The 18,756-nt window shown below is 43.9% G+C and carries 19 protein-coding genes and 1 pseudogene; all 20 read right to left on the reverse strand.

Translation table 11 applies throughout. The features are described 5' to 3' along the window. Position 1 precedes the first annotated feature (1 nt). The gene (locus tag NL930_RS08715; RefSeq protein WP_254376404.1) at positions 2-1,327 is read right to left on the reverse strand and encodes an HlyD family type I secretion periplasmic adaptor subunit; all 1,326 of its coding nucleotides are present in this window, start codon (positions 1,325-1,327) and stop codon (positions 2-4) included. Continuing rightward, entirely contained in the window at positions 1,324-3,480 is a 2,157-nt protein-coding gene (locus NL930_RS08720) for a type I secretion system permease/ATPase (RefSeq protein ID WP_254376405.1), read from the reverse strand. The genes NL930_RS08715 and NL930_RS08720 overlap by 4 nt, the downstream gene beginning before the upstream one ends. A 2-nt stretch (positions 3,481-3,482) precedes the next feature. After that, entirely contained in the window at positions 3,483-5,444 is a 1,962-nt protein-coding gene (locus NL930_RS08725; RefSeq protein WP_039675037.1) for a LapD/MoxY N-terminal periplasmic domain-containing protein, read from the reverse strand. After that, entirely contained in the window at positions 5,441-6,082 is a 642-nt protein-coding gene (locus NL930_RS08730; protein ID WP_039675039.1) for a transglutaminase-like cysteine peptidase, read from the reverse strand. Before NL930_RS08730 ends, NL930_RS08725 begins: the two co-directional genes overlap by 4 nt. A 48-nt stretch (positions 6,083-6,130) precedes the next feature. Beyond that, positions 6,131-7,456: a TolC family outer membrane protein gene (locus NL930_RS08735; protein ID WP_254376406.1), complete on the reverse strand. Its 1,326-nt coding sequence runs from the start codon at positions 7,454-7,456 to the stop codon at positions 6,131-6,133. 408 nt (positions 7,457-7,864) lie between these two features. Next, entirely contained in the window at positions 7,865-8,335 is a 471-nt protein-coding gene (locus NL930_RS08740) for a nitrous oxide reductase accessory protein NosL (protein ID WP_254376407.1), read from the reverse strand. A gap of 9 nt (positions 8,336-8,344) precedes the next feature. Continuing rightward, the gene (locus NL930_RS08745) at positions 8,345-9,172 is read right to left on the reverse strand and encodes an ABC transporter permease (protein WP_039675043.1); all 828 of its coding nucleotides are present in this window, start codon (positions 9,170-9,172) and stop codon (positions 8,345-8,347) included. A 1-nt stretch (position 9,173) separates the two neighbouring features. After that, positions 9,174-9,677 (reverse strand): hypothetical protein, encoded by a 504-nt coding sequence (locus NL930_RS08750; RefSeq protein WP_254376408.1) that lies wholly within the window; start codon positions 9,675-9,677, stop codon positions 9,174-9,176. Further along, entirely contained in the window at positions 9,674-10,639 is a 966-nt protein-coding gene (locus NL930_RS08755) for a hypothetical protein (RefSeq protein WP_254376409.1), read from the reverse strand. The genes NL930_RS08750 and NL930_RS08755 overlap by 4 nt, the downstream gene beginning before the upstream one ends. Next, positions 10,636-11,199 (reverse strand): annotated as a pseudogene (locus NL930_RS08760) (ABC transporter ATP-binding protein); the annotation flags it as partial. The pseudogene NL930_RS08760 and the gene NL930_RS08755, both read right to left, overlap by 4 nt. Positions 11,200-11,300: 101 nt before the next feature. Next, positions 11,301-12,494 (reverse strand): ABC transporter permease, encoded by a 1,194-nt coding sequence (locus tag NL930_RS08765; RefSeq protein WP_254376411.1) that lies wholly within the window; start codon positions 12,492-12,494, stop codon positions 11,301-11,303. Beyond that, entirely contained in the window at positions 12,484-12,801 is a 318-nt protein-coding gene (locus NL930_RS08770) for a hypothetical protein (RefSeq protein WP_254376412.1), read from the reverse strand. The genes NL930_RS08765 and NL930_RS08770 overlap by 11 nt, the downstream gene beginning before the upstream one ends. Before the next feature lies 1 nt (position 12,802). Continuing rightward, positions 12,803-13,258, reverse strand: coding sequence for a nitrous oxide reductase accessory protein NosL (locus tag NL930_RS08775; protein WP_060826292.1), 456 nt, complete (start codon positions 13,256-13,258; stop codon positions 12,803-12,805). Then, entirely contained in the window at positions 13,245-13,883 is a 639-nt protein-coding gene (locus NL930_RS08780) for an ABC transporter ATP-binding protein (RefSeq protein ID WP_039675055.1), read from the reverse strand. The genes NL930_RS08775 and NL930_RS08780 overlap by 14 nt, the downstream gene beginning before the upstream one ends. Beyond that, positions 13,880-14,785 (reverse strand): NapH/MauN family ferredoxin-type protein, encoded by a 906-nt coding sequence (locus NL930_RS08785; RefSeq protein WP_039675056.1) that lies wholly within the window; start codon positions 14,783-14,785, stop codon positions 13,880-13,882. Before NL930_RS08785 ends, NL930_RS08780 begins: the two co-directional genes overlap by 4 nt. A gap of 10 nt (positions 14,786-14,795) precedes the next feature. Next, a complete protein-coding gene (locus NL930_RS08790) occupies positions 14,796-15,290 on the reverse strand; it encodes a c-type cytochrome (protein WP_041962609.1) in 495 nt (164 codons plus the stop codon). After that, positions 15,287-15,865: a hypothetical protein gene (locus NL930_RS08795; RefSeq protein WP_254376413.1), complete on the reverse strand. Its 579-nt coding sequence runs from the start codon at positions 15,863-15,865 to the stop codon at positions 15,287-15,289. Before NL930_RS08795 ends, NL930_RS08790 begins: the two co-directional genes overlap by 4 nt. Further along, positions 15,862-16,587, reverse strand: coding sequence for a 4Fe-4S dicluster domain-containing protein (locus NL930_RS08800; RefSeq protein WP_039675062.1), 726 nt, complete (start codon positions 16,585-16,587; stop codon positions 15,862-15,864). Before NL930_RS08800 ends, NL930_RS08795 begins: the two co-directional genes overlap by 4 nt. Positions 16,588-16,599: 12 nt before the next feature. Next, entirely contained in the window at positions 16,600-17,907 is a 1,308-nt protein-coding gene (locus NL930_RS08805) for a nitrous oxide reductase family maturation protein NosD (RefSeq protein WP_082709179.1), read from the reverse strand. After that, complete coding sequence (locus NL930_RS08810; protein WP_039675064.1) at positions 17,907-18,701, reverse strand: hypothetical protein; 795 nt, start codon at positions 18,699-18,701, stop codon at positions 17,907-17,909. The genes NL930_RS08805 and NL930_RS08810 overlap by 1 nt, the downstream gene beginning before the upstream one ends. Positions 18,702-18,756 lie beyond the last annotated feature (55 nt).

Raw genomic sequence — 18,756 nt, forward strand, 5'->3', positions numbered from 1 at the left:
GTTAGCGCTCCCTGAGTGCATTGTTTTTTGCCTTTAAAATAGGTTTTAAAAGGTAATCCAAAACCGTTTTTTTACCGGTTAAAATATCGACCGTCGTCGTCATACCGACCATTAATTCCAACGGTTTTTCGCCCGTTCCTAGATGGTTTTTATCCGTCTTAATGTGCACAAGATAGTAGCTTTCACCTTTATCGTTCGTAATCGTATCGGCACTAATAAAAACAAGTTTTCCTTTCAATCCGCCGTAAATCGAAAAATCGTAAGCGGTAAATTTAACCGTCGCATCCAAGCCCAAGCGTAAAAAAGCAACGTCGGAAGGTTTGACTTTTGCCTCGATGAGCAACGTATCTTCGGTAGGAACGATTTCTAAAATATCCATGCCCGGTTTCACGACGCCGGAGACCGTATTGACCAAAAGTTGTTTCACCGTTCCGTCCACCGGTGCTCTGACCAAAGTGCGTTGAACCCGATCTTCCAAGCTTGTTTGGAGTTCTTGAAGTCGCGACATTTCAGCAATGGCTTCGTTTAACTCTTTTTTGGCTTTATTTTGAAATTCCAACTCCGCTCCGGCAAGTTTGTTTTGCGCTTCTTGAATCGCCGATTGAACTCTTGGGATCGCCAATTTTGATGCTTGTAAATCGCCTTGAATCGTGCTTGCCTGACGTTTAAGTTGTAGAAATTCCATTTCGGAAACCAACCCTTTTTTAACCAAAGGTGCCATAATATTCATCTCTTTTTGCACCAAATCGTAACTGTTTTGCAGTTGCGCTACTTTGGATTCCAATTCGGAAAGTTCGCTATTTTTTTGCTTCATTTGCTCTTGAAGAATTTGAAGCGTTTTACCGAGCTGCTCATGATTGGAGTCGTATAAACTCCTTTCATACTCCATCTGTTTTCGCATCTCTTCACTAGGATTTTCAAGCGGCGTAAACGCGTTTCCGCTCGATTCGGCTTCCAAACGAATCGATTTGGCTTTAAGTTCGATATAACGAAATTTATTTTCGCCGAACGAACCGACGAAGTTTTTGTCGTCGATTTTCAATAAAACCTGTCCCTTGGTTACATGATCGCCCTCTTTGACCAAAATCTCCGAGACGATACCGCCTTCTAAATTTTGAATGACTTGAAGTTGTTGCGAAGGGATCACTTTGCCTTCGCCGCGCGTCAATTCGTCTACTTCGGCGATACTCGCCCAAACGATCAGCCAAAAAAGCGCAACGGCGATAACCCAAAGCATTTTACGAGACGAATTGGGAACTTTTTGTAAAACGGCTTCGCTCAGGCTCGACATAAACGCCAAATCACGTTCATCGTATTTTTGTTTCATGAACGCCCTCCTTGCAGTTGACGCAAGACGTCCTCTTTTTTACCGTCAAGCAATACTTTGGCGTTGTCGATGACGATTAAGCGATCGACCAAATCGAGTAGTGCCATCTTATGCGTAATGACCAATGTCGTTTTGTTTCCGATATTTTCCTGCAATAAAACCTTCATCCGACTTTCACATGTACTGTCCAAAGAGTTGGTCGGTTCGTCCAAAAGCATAATCGGCGTATCAAGCAAAAAAGCACGCGCCACGGCGATACTTTGCCTTTGCCCTCCCGAAATTCCCTCTCCCCGCTCCAAAACGGGCATATCAAAACCCAAAGGATGGCTGTCGACAAACTCGTCCACGCCTCCTATTTTAGCGGCTTTCAAAATCGTTTCGTCGTCGACGTAAGGGGCCTTGTAAATAATATTATCGCGTACCGTGCCGTAAAAGAGCACGACGTCTTGCGGTACGTATCCAATGTTTTTACGCAAATCCACCGAATCGATTTGATTGATGTCGATGCCGTCGATTAGAACGGAACCGTTATCCGGTGCATATAAACCCAAAATCAACTTTTCAATCGTCGTTTTGCCCGAACCGTTACGCCCTAAAATACCGACTTTTTCCCCCGCTTCAATTTTAAACGAAACGTTTTCTAAAGCATTTTTCGTGCTTTCGGGATAGGCAAACGACACATTTTTAAACTCGATTTTACCGTTAAATCGCTCGCGTCTGACAAATTTTTTACCGCTGGGTCGCTCGACGGGTAATTTCATAATATCGTCTAAGGCTTTATAGGCCGTACGCGTCTGTTCAAAACTGGCGATCAACGCGGCAACTTGCCCCATAGGCGCAATCGCACGCGAGGAGAGAATAACCGCGGCGATCAATCCGCCCATCGTCAATTCCACTTCTTTGATCATGTAAACGCCCAAAACGACGACGGCAATCGTGTCGAGTTGAACTAAAAACGACGTTACGGTCGTAATGGAGTTAGACAGGAGTTTCGATTTGAGACTTCGTTGCGCTATTTCGCCGCTGGCTTCTTCCCATTTCCACTGTGCATGCCCGCCGGCAGAGAGGGCTTTAATCGTCTCAAGCGCGTTCAAACTCTCGATGAGAATACCGTTTTTAATCGCGGAAGCTTGGTACGTACTTTCGATGCTCTCTTGCATCGGCGTTTTGATCATGACCGTATAACCTAAAATCATCAACATCAAGACGATAGGAACGATCACCAAATATCCCGCTATAAAATAGGTCGTTAACAAAAAGATAAATGCAAAAGGCAGATCAATCAGTGCCACCAAAGTCGACGAAGTCAAAAAATTGCGAATCGAATCGAAATCGCGTAAATTACTCGCAAAGGCTCCTACCGATTTCGGACGGGACGCCATCTTAAGGTCCATCACTTTTTCAAACAAAATAGAAGACATGATCACGTCGCTTTTTTTACCGGCGATTTCTAAAAAATAGGCTCGTAAAAACTTCAAAACGATGTCCAATACGTAAACGACGAAAATGCCTAACGCTAAAACCCAAAGCGTCTCTACGGCGTTATTCGGAATAACGCGATCGTAGACGTTCATCGTAAATAAGGGGCTGGCAAGCACGAAAATATTGACGACCAAAGAAGCGACGACGACGTCGACGTAAATCGATTTGGAACGTTTAATCGTCCCCCAAAACCAACTGTGCGAAATCGTATCTAAAATTTTATTGCGGCTTTCGTTGGCAATAAACTCTTTTTTCAAAAGAAAACAAAAACCGGCATACTCTTGCGACAAGGTTTCTACATCGACCCAGTTTTCGCCTTCGGGAAGATCGGGATGAATAATTTTTGCACGTTTTCGATGAGTATCGAAACTTTCTAAAATGCAAGCCGAACGATCTTTTAGCACCAAAATACACGGTAACACCAAAGAAGAAAGCTCGTCTAAAGGCTTTTGCGCTAAGCGACTGACGAAACCCGCACGTTTTGCGGCACGCGAAAAAAGCGATTTAGCGCCGCCGTGAATCGAAAAAAGTTCAATCGAATTAATGCCTTTTTCAATCGGAAGCCCGGCAATCAGTGCTTCGGCACTGTAAGGCACGTTATAAAGTTTCGTAAAAAGAACCAAACACGATAACAAAGGATCTTGCGTATACTCTGCATGTTGCGAATTCATCGTTATCCTATCAACTGAGGCTCGGCAATAAAACTGCCTTGAATATACGCAATACCCATTTGCGCTAATTTTTCTTTTTGTTCAACCGTTTCGACGTTGGTAGCGATCACTTTAATATCCATACTGTCCGTAATAATCGTTAAAGAACGTTTCACCGAATCGCTTCCGTTTTCACTGAATAGATCCAATAAATACGACGTCTGCATTTTGATATACGCCGGATTGATCGATTGAATCGTCCTTAAACTCTCGTGCGTAATCGCGAAATTATCCATCCCGAATCCATATCCCATCGTTCGAACGAATTTAGAAAACTTCACCAAAATTTCCACCGGCATGTCCACTAAACTCGGCATCTCAAAATAGAGGGAGGAAATACCGATTTGCTTAAAACGTTCTACGCTCTCTTCAAGCCACGCCCAATCGTTACTTTGCAAGAAAATATCTTTTCCTAAATTAATACATACCGCCTTGGCGACAAATGCTTTTTGCGCTAACACTTCATAGGTTCGTTGAATCACGTAATGATCCAACCGTGCACCTAGCTTCAACTCCGTAATCATCGGCATAAAATACCCCGCATTATGCAAATGCCCGTTGTAATCTTCCAAACGTAAAAAAAGCTCGCTTTGAAAAACCGTATCGTAAGTCTGAATATCGACCACGTTTTGATACGCCAAACGAAACCGTTTTTGCTCCATCGCGTTTTTCAGTTCTTGCGTCCATGCCTCTTTGCCCAAAACCAACTGCTTGTCGCTCGCTTGTTCGGCAAAACAATTAATCGTAAATGCTCCTTTGGCTTTCGAGGTCGTCAACGCAAAGTCTGCTTTAGAAAAGAGCTCTTTCGCATCCGCATGCGCGTAATACCTTGCATAGCCGATATTGATGTAATGCTCTTTTTCGTTAAGATGGAATCGTCTCGTCACGTCTTGTAACATGGCGCGAATTTCGTCGCATAGAACCTCAAACGCTTCTTGAGAGGAAGCCGGCGCTAAAACGGCAAAATCGGTTTCGTTGAGTTTTGCGCTGACATACTCTTTTTGGTTGCAAATCGCCTGTCTAATACACTCGGCCGTCTCTTTGATAAACGCTTCGCTTTTTTGATACCCTAAGGCTTGTTTGAGCCGCTCGTAATCGTTCAACGAAATTAAAATCAGTGCGCCTTGCGCGTTTTTAGCTTCCGAGGAAAGATACTCCTGCAACTTGATATTGAAATACCGACGGTTGTACATCTTTGTGACGGTATCTTGGTATAAAAGTTCATGGTATTTTTTCAGTGTTTCGGACTCTTTTTCAAAAATCTCTTTGACTTTTTTAATCATACTATTCATCGCAAAAACGACGTTTTTAAGCTCCGTCGTAAAAGGAATATCGTTTTGGAAGATAAAATCGCTCTCTAAAATAGCTTCGGCTTGCTCTTTGACGCGTTTTAAAGGCTTTAAAATCAACGTTAAAATAATCTGTAAGGCAAAAAATCCGACAAGAGTTACTCCCGCAAAGAGCATTAATACGTCTTTAAAAATCGTCCATAATTGGCGGTAAGCATGTCCGCTATTGAGCTGAACCGATAAAACACCGTAAGGCGTCCAACCGAGCATAATTTGAGAAGTCGCCACGGGCGGCTCGACTTTGACGTAGCGAATAAACCATGCCGGAACGTCGGCAACCACGACCTCTTGTACTTTTTCAACCAAAATGTGATGATCCATACTTTCTAAAGTGATTTTTTCGTAATAACCGCTATCGAAAACCGAATTAATCATCGCTTCCGCCGTCGACGTATCGTCCAAACTTGCAACCGAGCTGATCGAAAGACCTAAAGAATTCGCCGTATGAAGAGCATCGGTGTAAGCTTGCTCTTTAACGTACTCGTTGGAGCTGAGAAAATTAAACCACATAACACCGCCGAAAATCAGCGTTTGCAAGATCGATAAAACAATAATTATCTGTTTAAAAAGCGTCATAATCCCTCTTTTCTGATTTTATCTACCAAGTCATACCATTTTTTGTTTTTTTCCATACCTGAAGGTACGATCTGTCCTAAGCCTTGTTGTTTTGCCAAATAAAGCGCATCGCCGTTAAAGCTGTAAACGGGAATAAGATCGTTGCGCTTCGTCGCCGGCAAAATGGTTCCGTTAATATTGTCAAGAACCAAAGGAACGGAAGTCGGCGTCTCAAAATAGGTTAAAACCATATGCGCTTGCTGGTATTTTACTGCTTTAACGTACGTAAAAAAAAGTTTGTCGCCGGAAATGCCCAGCTGTTTGAGCGTAAAATATTTGGCGATAACGAAATCCTCGCAATCGCCGGCACCCTTACCGATGAATTCCATCCGTGTCGCCCAGTAATCTTTTTGATGCCAAATCTCCTCATCGGAGGCAAAACGCATACGATTGAAAAAATCGTTGACGTGTTCTAGCTTCTGCGCCTCCGGTGCCTTTTGAAGTGTTTCTAGCAATTGATTCAAAGCTTCCAAGCGTTTTCTTGCTTGTCCGCCGTAGAGTCGTTCTATCTTTTGAAAAATTTCTTGTGCGAAAAATTCCGTACCCGCATAGAGTGCCAGCACGATCCAAAAGATAAAAAAGACGATTTTTCCGTGCATCTTTACCTCTTAGGCGTTGGATTACATGTCATATCGCCTACTTTGATTTTAAAAGGAGACACTGCGTGCCGAACAAATCGGAATGCGATAATTTTGTGCAAAATCGGGATCAAAATAAGCGGTTAAAACGCCCATATTGTCCAATAAACGGTATTTAGCGTACAACAATGCCGCTTCGGCTTCAACAAGGGCTTGACGTGCCGAATTATACTCGCCTTCCGCATCCAGAAGGTTAATCAACTCGCGCTTACCGATCGCAAACTCTTGTTGGTACGACTCTAGCGTCAATTTACTGTAATCGCGATGTTCTTTCAAAAAAGCGATACGCTTTTGCGTCGACGTATAGCTTTCCCACGAAAATTTCACGCTTTCGGTTAAATCTCGTATCGTACCGGAAAGTGTTTCTTGTTCTTGCACTTTTAAAACGGCGTATTTTTCTTTCGTTAAAACGTCGCTTCCTTTGTTGTAAAGGTTATAACGTAATTTAAGTAAAGCCGATATGCTCTCGTCTCGTCCGTTATTACCGTCTACATCGTGCCCGACGGTACCGGCAACTTCAAAGTCGAGTTTGGGGTAAAATGCCGCTTTGCTTCCCTCATACAAGGCATCGGCAAGTGCGATATTAGCTTCTTGGACTTTCACGGAAGGGTTGCACTGCAAACTTTTTTCTTTAATTTTTTCAAAACTAGCGGGCAGTTCAAGCGTCATAACAGGTTTGACCAAGGCATCCGCTTCGACTTTTTTCCCGTAAAGCTTTTCAAACGTACTCACGGCGTCTTTATAATTATTCTCTTGCGAAATCAAATTCGATTGCGCCAACGTATAACGACTTCCCGCTTGTTGCGTCTCGGAAATGCGACCAAATCCACCATCGGAACGCTCTTTGATTTGTCGGTAAATCGCTTCGTGCGTTGAAACGCTCTCTTTTGCCAAATCGATCAATTCTTGTTGCTTGAGCAAGGAGATATAAGCATTGACGTACGCTAAAAGTGTTCGATCGGCTTTCTCGCTCACACCGAATGCGGCAGCTTCAAGCCTGCTTTTTTGCTGCTTAATGGCACTTTCGGTCGCGAAACCGTTGAAAATATTTTGATTGAGAACCAAAGAAGTTTGATCCATAACGTTACCTTCACGTTCTTGTTTCGTCGCACTGTTTTTAATGCTTTGATGCCCGTACGAGCTCTCAACGTCCAAGGTGGGTAAATATCCGTTTTCTGCGATATTGAGCTCTTTTAACACGCCGTTGTAAGCCTCTACGCTCTCTTTGACTTTCGGATTGGAGGATAAAATCGTTGTAACACCCTCTTCCAGTGTTAAAGAAAAAGCTAAAATAGGGGAAACAAGCGTGAAAAAAAGTACTTTTAAACCATTCATCCCGTGCTCCTTTTGAGTAGTGTAAGCAATTTTTGTTACGAAGTTGATACGGTTTTGACACTAAATTGTAGCATATTAATGATATGAGTTACAAGGTACCATTAGGATTATTAGTATTTTTAAGTTTTTTATCCCGCAATATTTTGACGATTAAACGCTGAACGCCAACTCCAGAACATTGACCGATCATGGCGTTTGAATTGACATGTACATGTAAAGGTTAAAAGGTTTATCGGATTGAAGGATTCTTTCCGAATTGCCGAAAAAATAACCCCATGATATGCAAAAGATTAGAAAAAGAGCTTTATGCGAAAAATGAAGCGGAGAGTTTGAATTTTAAAGGGCATCGCTCACCTTTTCATACGACGGAAGCGAACGTCAAAAGGTGAGCGAGGAGACGATGAGGGCTTAGCGTAGTCTGTTGTTCAAAAGATTGATGAGAGCATCTGAAACTCCCGCAAAATCCAAAATGCGCGTTCCGCCGAATTTTTTAACGAAAGCTTCGGCTTGTGCTTTCGTACTAAATGCGGGTAAATCGTCGCCCGAGATACTGGTTTTACTCGAGCCGTAAACGAAGTAAGCCTCTTGTGCGATGATTTTTTCCATCGTATCGTAATCGGTTACGTAAATTTGCATATCCTCTTTCGTGCGAATGACGTATTCGGGCCATCGCGAAGATTCGAAATAGAACTCAAACATTGATTTGGGGCTTGAAAAATAAAGATGCTCTTTGCTTCTTAACGTAATAGTCGAAGCCCATTCGGGGTGTTGGTAAATCTGAACTTTACGAATCAGACACTGCGCGTCTTTCGGGATGTCTACTTTTGCGCCGAACAACGCGCTCAAAGTCACTAAAATTAAACAAAGCTTTTTCATCATGTAAAACTCCTAGATAAGATCGTTTTTAGTAAAAATTTTAAAACCTAAAAAGGCGAAAAGTAATCCCAAACACACCGGATACGCAATCGAAAACAAGAGGAAATAGACCAATTTTACGTTATCGAGAATGTAAAATGCCACTGGTCCCATGACGGTGAGCTCCGGATCAAAAAGGCTAATCGCAGCGACTCTAAAAACTTCCATCGGATTGACCAGAGCAATCGCGATGATCAGCTCTTCGCTAAAGCGATTTTGCATCATTAAACTGATGAGAATAATATCGATAAACGCTAAAAGAAAAATCCAAACGAAAAACGAAAGCCCTAACGCGACTTCCGAAGATTTAACGCTCGAAGAGATTAAAAAAGCAATGCCCAAAAAAGCAGAGCTTAACGCAAACAATAGACCCGTATAGAAGAGAAAAAGTGACCACGGAATGCTTGCCCCTTTAAGTACGCCGATCAACAGTGCCAACACCATGGCAAAAAAGACCGGTAGAAAAACCGTCGCAAACCGCCCGAGAATCTTTCCCCAATAATAATGCGACAGCGAAAGAGGAAAGGAGAGCATGTATTCTAAAATGTGATTGTCCCTATCGCCCGAAATGGAGCGTACCGTCGTAACCAAAATAAAAATCGGCAAAATCACGATCGTGATTTGGATATACATCAGCAACAACCTGCTCAAACCGCTAAATCCCATCACTTGGGACTCCGTAACGCCGGCGACGAAAAAGAGCGCGATCAAACCGCCGAACACCAACGAATAGACTAAAAACCATCGTGCGCGAAGAGACTCTTTCATATCTAAAAGAGCAATTAAGACTAAATTTTCCATACTATTTTCCTAATAATTTTTTACGAATTTTCGGGTCGCTCATCGTTTCGCCGCGAAGCATACGAAGGCGCATTTCATCAAACGTTATCCTATTGTCTCCTTCTTGTTCGTATGCTCCGAAACCGTAATGCATCGGAGTCTCGTCGATCACCGAATAAAAAGCGCGTAACGCGTCGACGTACCGATTCGTATCGTTGCTAAAAACCCACATGTGAACCGTTTGAGGCTCGACGTTTTGTGCTTTCATCCACAAAACGGCACACCCGACGTCGTCGAAAAAGTAGGTTTTCGCGTTTTGAATAATTTGCGCCGTGTGCTTCTTCCCGACAAGGTACATGTGACATGTCGGACATTGAACCGTATTGTCTTGAAACTCTAAAGGTGCTCCTTCAGAGTTTTTGCGATCCGTCGGCAATTGATTTTGGGTACGCAAATAACCGAACAACGCACCTAAACTCAACAAAGGCGTTAGGATTAAGATCGATAAGGCTAGGCGACGATTCATAACCATACTCCGTTTTTAAGATAGTATGCGAGCGGATACGCCGAAATCGACACGACGTATGCGGTATTGAAAAATCCCGAAAGCCTCCAATACCGATAAGGAATCGTATGCGTGATAGACGCTAAAAGCCCTCCTCCTACGGCGCAAAACGTACCCGTAAAGAGCATGACATACAAGCCGTACCCCACATAATAATACTCCTTTTGCAAAAGGCAAAACGGACAACGATGCGTCGGTAGTTCGTAAACATACGTGCTAAAGAAGACGATCAGCGAGATTAACGCAAAGATCAAAAATAGCGTATTGCTCACAATCACGCCTGCCGTGCTCTTCAACCAAAGCGCGATCAAGCTTACCGTGTAAACAAGATAAAAAATACCGACCCAGACACGAGCATCGACGTTAAACAAGAGCGAAAGCGACGCGCTACTGCTCGCCGAGGAAAAAAGCGTGCCGCAACAGCTAACGATTTTACTGACGTCTAAGCGTGTGAAAAAGCCGATTTCTAAAATGATTTCGGTAAAAAGAGGCACGCATAGCAAGGCGAAAAGGATTAATTTCAGCCGCGTATACGCTAAACGGACGTGCGACGCATCTTCGGCATGGAGCAGAAGCCAAAAACCGAAACCGTAAAGATTAAAGAGTTTAAAAAGCGTCAAATCCAGTCCGAAACCGATCGAATTTACCACGCCGCTTGCACACATCGCACCCGTAATCACGGCGGAAAGCTTATCGCAGGTGTAAATAAAAAAGAGAAACAACGGAAGTTTGAGCACGAAAATATACTTGATAATGACCGCAACTAAAGTGCTCTGTTTCGTCAAACGATACTGCAAAGGCGTCGAAGCAGCGTAATCCCATCGATACGCGATGCGTAGGCTAAGGATTAAAGCAAGCGTTCCCAAACCGAGGAAAATAACGTCAAGCGTCAATAAAGCGATGATCTCCGGCGTTAAAGTCATGAACGTAGCACTCCGTGATGCAATTCGATTGTTTGATCCACGAAATCCAAATCGAAAAATAACGGATCATGGGTCGCTACGACCAAAGTGACGCCTTCGTGTTTCAACGCACGTAACTCTTCAATCAACGAGAGCGAAAGCTTACGATCCAAATTGGCGGTCGGTTCGTCGGCCAATACGATCATGGGATTGCGAACCAACGCCCTAGCGATTGCCGTGCGTTGTTGTTCTCCGCCCGAGAGTCGATGAACGTACATGTGAGCCTTGTGGGCAATACGGCATCGCTCCATCGCCCGTTTGGCTTTTGCTTCAATGACATGTAAAGGTATATTTTCCGGCACCAAAGGCGTCGTTACGTTTTCTTGAACGCTTAAATACGGAATCAGATGAAATTTTTGAAAAATAAATCCGATACGTTCGCGACGCATTTTGGCACTGAGGCGTTCGGGCATTTTTGAAATTTCCTCTCCCGCGACGACGATGCTTCCGCTTGTCGGTTGCGCCAAGCCTGCGATCAAAGAAAGCAACGTACTTTTACCGCTACCGCTGGCTCCTTTTAAAAGAACGCATTCGCCTTGCGCTACGTGCAAGGAAACATGAGACAGTGCTTGCACGCGCTCTTCTGCTTGCGTAAACATTTTGCTGACGTTTGAGACGACGATCATCGTAACACCTCATCCGCATCGACGATAGACGTACGCCACGCCGGAATTAACGTTGCGGCAATATACACGGGCACGCTCAGCAAAAACAGTAACACTATCATTGAACTAGAAAGCGTATAGGGCAAGGCAAAAGGCGGTTTTAAAGCGGAATAGCCCGTAAAAATAGCGCGCAACAGCGGTGCTTGCAAAGCGTAAACGTAAAACAACGCCGTAGCCAAGCCGAAAAGAAAGGCTCCAAGCGACAGGATAAAACTTTCAAAAAATTTCTCTTGAAGCACCGTATCGGTGTCCCACCCGAGTGCCTTTAAAATGCCGATCTCCTTTTTTTCTTCAGAACTTAAAGCGTTGGATTTGTCGTATACGATGATAAAAAAAGCAAACGCACACACGCAAAACAATGCAAGAAAAAAACCGCTTTTGTAGTCGAAGATGTTTTGATAACTCACGCGAATATCGTCCCTCGTTACCACACGCAGATCGGGAAATTTTTCGATAATTTTTGCGACGATCGTCGGAATTTCGCTGACGTTTGCCGAAACTTTCAACACGATATCGGTGGCATCGGAAGCATTCATTCCGAAAATTTCATACGCCGTTTGTTTCGGCAACACGATCAAATCATTCGCCTCCAAGGCAAGATCGGAGTGAAACACGCCGGCAATACCGACTTTTTTCGTTTGTCCCTCGGGTGTGATAAAATTGAAAAAATCGTTATAGTAATTCTCGCGCAAAATAGTTTTGACGCCTTCTCCGACGATCATCGTCATAGCATGCGAACGTTGTTGCGTCCAATCGACATCTTTGATCAAACGCGCCATCGTAGTCGAATACGGCTCTTCATAGGCATCGAGTCCGACGACGGAAAAATTGACGCCGGCGGGTTTAAAATAGTAATATCCCCAAATACGCGGCGTCGCGGAACCCACACCTTGAATTTCCAATAAAGCGTCGACGCGACTAACGGGGATTAGCGTTTGCCTTCCCGCGACGAAACGTTGTAAGGTCATATCCGGTAGCGTTTTGAGCGTAGCGTTCAATTCCGCTTTGATCGATTCGGCGATCATTAAAACCGAAGAGAGTATAAAAATCAAAAAACTCAAAATAAAAAAGATAAAAAAGTTCTTGCCGAAGCGGCGAAACAACGAACGAACGGCATACTCTAAAAGAAGCCAGCGAAAGCTAAAAAGCATAGTCGATCCTTGAGGGTTGCGCTAAGGGCGTATAACGGTAAACAAACGTCGAGGGAAAATACTCCAACAATTCGGGGGATTCGTTAAAGTACGCAAAAACGTCGCTGATACTTCGATGGCGTACGTAATGCGCTTCGCAAACCAACGCCAGATCGCTCAATCCTACGAACGAACTCAGAAGTTCTTTGCGCGCCAACATTTCGTCGCTCCCTAAAAGCGTGTGTGAAAAATAGAGATTTTGCACGAAGCAAAGCACGCCTAAACCGATCAAAAACGTTAGAATACAAGCCGTGCTTTTGCCTATCATGCTATTTTCCTATTTGAATGACACGCCCGGTCAACTCCGTAAAATCAACGATTTCTTGACCTTCTTTTATCTCTTCTTTGCGTACATGTGCACCGAACCCGTAAGCCATCGGCGTGATGTTTTCCGTATCGTAGAACGCTTTACGCGCATCGATCCATTCGCCGGTTTTCGCATCGTTCACCCAAATAACCGCCTCTTCGCTCCAGGCAATCTTGTTTTCCTTAAACCATAAAACGACGCAACCGATGTCGTCAAAAAAATAACGCCTGCCGGTATGCGGATTGATCGCTTGGGCAGAAAATTTTCGATCGCTTAAAACCATCTTACACCGTTCGCACATGTCACGATCCCAATGAACGGGTTTGGCACTCAAATCGATTTTCGTATCGCATCCTAAAAGAAGAAGGAGACTTGCGATCATGCCCAATGCGTTTAAGAGTACGCTAGCGTTTTTCATCGCTAATGACCTTTCCAAAATCCATATACAATTCGCGATTGACGATCGACTCCATCTCGTCGATACGATGCGTGACAAAAAGCGCAATGCGCGCATGGCGTTCTTGGGTTAGGAGCCTGTAAAAATTATCCCGCGCTTTCGGATCTAAATTGGCGGTAGGCTCGTCGTAAATCATAATGTCGCTTCGACGTGCCAAACTGAGGGCTATCAACATCTTTTGCTTCATACCGCCGCTTAATTTAAAAAACGATTTCGTCAGATTGGCTTCGATATCGAGTTCCATCTCTTGCGCATACTTCCAAATCAACGCTCGATCCGTATGCGTACTTTTGCAAACGTATTGAATCAGCTCCTCCAAATTGAGCTTGATCGGAGGCGGAAGCTGCGGAACGAAACTGATATGATTTAACACGTTCGTGCGCTCCGTGATCGGATCGAAACCGTTCACGCGAACCGAACCCTTGTCGGGATGGTAATAACCTAAAATGAGGCGAATCAACGTCGTTTTTCCGGCACCGTTGGGACCCATTAACGCGATACAATCGCCGTCTTTGATGGATAACGATACGGCGTCCAAGGAGAGCGTATTTCCAAAACGTTTGACAAGATTTTGAATGTCTATCATACGAGCGACTTTAAGCGAAATGTATAATTTAAAGCGTCTTGATGGCATACGTCGATACAGCGTCCGCACAACGTACAATCGGCGTTGGTAATGACTTGCTTTGTGATTCCTTTTTCGATGCGCTCTTTATCGTATTGCGGTTTGGTCAGCTCTAAGATATGGCTTTCGAAGCAAACGTCGTGACAGACCATACAATGATCGCAACGATCGTTCCACTCGACACGCGTCGCACTCACCGTTCCGATCATACCGTACGTTGTTCCGATAGGACAAACATACTTACACCATGCGCGTCTTGCAAAGAACACTTCGATGCTAAAGACGATTGCAACCCAAATCAGGGCTAAACTCCACCCGTACGCAATAAAGCGGCTTAAAATACCTACGACGTTAAAGACTTCAAAGACCAAATACCCGCTTGTAAACGCCAAGAGTAAAAAAATCGCCCAAAAAGCGTATTTGATGCGATGATCAAAGGTTCGCTCTTGAATGATTTTTTTTTGTACAAGCATCGTGTGTAATTTTTCGCCGATTTCACTGAGCAGTCCGTAAGGGCAAACCCAAGCACAATACGTCCGTCCGCCGATCAGTAAATAAGCGATCACGATCGTCGTCGTTCCGATAATCATATTGATCGGCATATGGTACGTTGCGACAAAAACTTCCAACGTCGTAAAAACGTCGATTAGATGAAATCCTAGAAAGCGAGACCCGCTGAGCGTTCCTTCAAGCGTTTGTATATCGACTTTAAACGATAGAAAAAACAATAAATGAATACTAATGATCGCCGCCCAACGTTTTGCACGAAGGCTCAAACGCTTTTTACCTTGATTGTCTACGGTATAAAACGTCGATCCAAACGTCGTTTTGGCTATCGTATTACGATCTTGATATTTGTTCATCGGATCTCCTTTATTTGGACGCCGCTAGTTCTCTGGCTTTAAATTCGCCGATCTCGTATGCAAGTTCCTTCAAATCGCTTTCGCTCAGATTTAAAACCGCACCTTTCATAATCGGATTCGTACGCGTACCGTTTTTATACTCTAAAACCTTGGCGTAAAGGACATCTCCGCTCTGTCCGAAAAGCGGTAATCCCACTGCGCCTTTGCCGTCAATTCCGTGGCATGAAGCACATTTGCGTTTGAAATTGTCGCTGACTTTAAAGGTCGCTACGTTACCGGCTTTTTCTTTGAGGGCTTTGAGCTTTTGGGCTTCACTCTCTTCTTGCGTCGGTTGTTTTACCCCTTGCGACGCGTCGGAATTAAATGAAACGGTATTGGTCTGCGGAGCGATATTTTCGATGATTTTGTTACTCTCGCCGCCTTGGAACGCTCGACCTTGGCTTAGGGTATACGCCATCAATCCTACTACGATAACGGTAATGCCGCCTACGATGCTATTTTTCATTGTCGTCTCTCTTTTATTTTTTTGATTTGTTGATTAAACGTATAAATTTCATCCGCTAAGGCTTGAATTTGTTTATCGTCTAACTGTTTGACGAGGTCTTTCATCAAAGCATTCTCTTTTTCGCCTGTTTGATATTTTTTGATCGTGCCAGAGATATAAGCACTGTCTTTGCTCAATAACGAAGGTCCGATAATCCCGTTGGCATAATCGTCGTGACATGCGGAACATTTCACCATAAACTCTTTGCTGAGTTTGCTGACCAAAAGGCTGATTTCGACATGTTCGTACGGACTTCGTACGTTTAATGCCGCGCCCGTAGGCGTATAATTTTTTTCTTCTACGCTTTGAGCCGTTTTTTTATCTTGCTGATAATCGTAATAAAACACTTGGCTCGTATTGGCGTCATGTTGTTTCAATGCAACTTTGTTCACTTTATAGTCGGCATTTTCTTCCACTTCGATCGCCCCGCTTGCCGTGCTACGAGTGTGCTCTTTTGGCGTCTCTTCCTTTTTTTGATCGCAACCGCTCAAAACGATGAGCCCTAAAAATACCGTTAGAAATATGCGATATTTCATCCGCCCTTTCCCTCCCCGTAATAAGATGCATAACTTTCCCTCGGTTTGACGACGATCGCGGGCGTTAATGCGGGGCAAAGTTCTTCGCATGCTCCGCACCCGACGCAACCGCTTTTGACGATCGGTCGTACCGTACCTTCTTTTTCAACCATCTCGATCGCGCTTAAAGGGTTGGGAAGCGGACACATGTCGGCACAAATCGTACAAGGCTTCCCTTCCAACGAGGCTAATTTTTTCAAAAGTTCTTCTTCAACGTCTCGCGTATGCGGATGTTTGGAAATCACGCCGGCATGTCCTTGGGGAACCGGTTTTTTTTGCAAAGCCAAACACGCTTCCGGAAACGCCAATACCGCAATACCCATTTTGACGTCTTCGGGTTTTTCGGTGTGATGGTCCAACGCTCCGGTAGGACATGCCAAGACGCAAGGAAGTGGACCGCACAAATAACACGCACGGTTTCTTGCTTCGATATAAGGCGTCCCCATACCGTATCCTTTCGCAAAATCCGCTAAATGAATCGAGTGGTACGGGCAAACTTGCAAACACTGTCCGCATTTAATGCACAGTGCCAAAAAGCGATCTTCCTCGACGGCTCCGGGCGGTCTTAATCTTGCTTCGTGCGCTCTTAAGTAAGGAGTTCCTAGTATTCCTCCGCCTAAGGCCAATCCTAAAACGCCTAAGGTCGAGTAGCTCATAAAGTCTCGTCGTGATTGTTGCGCCATAATGTCTTTCTCCTAATGGTTCGTAAATTTTGGTTTTTTATCTTCCAAAAGAAAAATAGGCTCCGAAAAAGGAGCTAACTTTGATAAAAAATTGAGCAACGTTAAAACGGGCGAACCGTAAAAAAACTTCACGGAAGGGTTGTAAGTCCATAACTTATCAGCATACTGATAAACGCGATAAGCGTTATCCCCATAACCATCCATATTCTTATCAAAACCTTCATAGTTATCCCAGTAATTCATCGAAAATTCGTTTTTAAACTCTTGCTCGTTTCGCGAATCGTTGACGATATCTTCAATATTGCCCACAATGCTGTTTTCCGTAACCACGTTATTTTCGCACAACGAATGAAAATGCATCGCCTCGGCGTTATACATGATCTTATTGTTGCGAATAAAATTGTGCGTATCGGGTTCAAAAGGCGACCGATCGATATACAGACCTTGCGAATTGTAAATAATCGTGTTATTTTCAATCGTAAAATTGGTCGCATCTTTAAATCCGATACCGATACCCGTAGCACCCACTGCGCTTTTAACGACGTTACCCGTGGCAATCGTATCGTTGGAATACATAAAGAAAATCCCCACCGAATTGTATTGGTACACATTATTGTGAACGTAATTTTTACCCGCATACATAAAGTGCAACGAATAACGACCGTACTCGCCGAGGTTCTCTTCGATCGTATTGCCGTGCGAATACCACACGACCATATCCCGTGATCGATAAAGATGATTTTTACGTACGATATTGTCGTTGCTGTACCATAACCGAATTCCGTCTCCCCGTAATCCGAGGTCGTAGTCTTTCGACGTAATATAGTTATTTTGAATCAACGAATTGTTGGCGATTTCCATATTGATGCCGAGCAACGAGTCCAAAATCGTGCAATTGCTAACCTCGCATTGCGAAACGGCACCTTTGCTCGCATCGCCGTTAATATTAATCGCCGCGTCTAAAACGTCGGCACGTTCTCCGCTGTTTCGAAGCGTCAGATTTTTTAACGTGACGTAAGAGCTTTGAATCGTCACGATGCTTCCCGCACCCAACCCGTCGATAATCACGCCCTCTTCGACGCCGATCAGGCTAATGGGTTTTTGAATGACGATATTGCCTTCGTAAACGCCTGCTTTTAATTTGATAATCGAACCTTCTTTGGCATTGTCGATCGCGTCTTGAATCGGATTTCTTCGCGTCTCTTTGATCGGTCCGGTATAAACCCTCGCTTTGTCTTGCGCTTGGACGTCGTAAGAAAACGTCCCGTCCGCGGCATAAAGCGATACGATGAAGCTTACGATCAAAAAGAAATATCGCATTATTGTGCCGCTACGCTTTTTTGTTCTTTATTCGCTTTATTGCGCGCGATGAACGCCAACAACGAAAAGAGGCTAATAAGAACCAACAGATAAAAGCCGATCGTCGGATACGAATGCGTCGTAAATTGAGCGACCTTACCGTCTCCGAAAACCGTCGGCATAAACGGTTTAATTTTAAAAGCACCCCAATCGTGGAGGTTATGCCCGAACCAATAGAGCCAATACGAGTAATCGGCAATAAACAAAAGCGGCAAAGAGACGGGAATCAGCATCAAATAATTGAGAAATTTATGGTTATACGCTATAAAATAGACCATAATCAAGCTCAACAATAAAAGCGCGTAAATACCGATTTCACGCTCCAACGTTCCGCCCGTCCACATCGGATCCATACCGATATAGTGGTTAATCGTATTCATTTCATGCACTTCACCGCTAAAACCGTCAAAATGAAAATACACGGGAATCCCTTCGGGAAACGCTTCTTTAGGATAGTTGGGAGCTTCCAAAGAGACAAACCAAATCGGCATGGAAGCGACGCCGATTTCCGAAGAGGTCGCAATCATCTGATCGAGATCGTTATGCGCCTTTTTAGGAGTCGTCGTACTTTTATAGCGTCCTTGATTGTAAAGATTCCAAATCACTTTTGAGAACGAATGAATTTCGTCTTTATGGCCTTCGTCGATTTTATTTAAAACGCCGTGAAAGCCGATCATCGGAAACGTAAACGAGAACGTTAAAACGATGAGCGCGAGTGCGGCGAAGATCGTAGATTTTTTATAACTTGCATGCATATACTACTCCTTAAATAACCTTATTTAGACGTTTGAAAACCTAACATGTAAATAA

The organism is Sulfurospirillum sp. hDNRA2, from assembly GCF_024206095.2.
In the GTDB taxonomy this organism is placed as follows: Bacteria; Campylobacterota; Campylobacteria; order Campylobacterales; family Sulfurospirillaceae; genus Sulfurospirillum.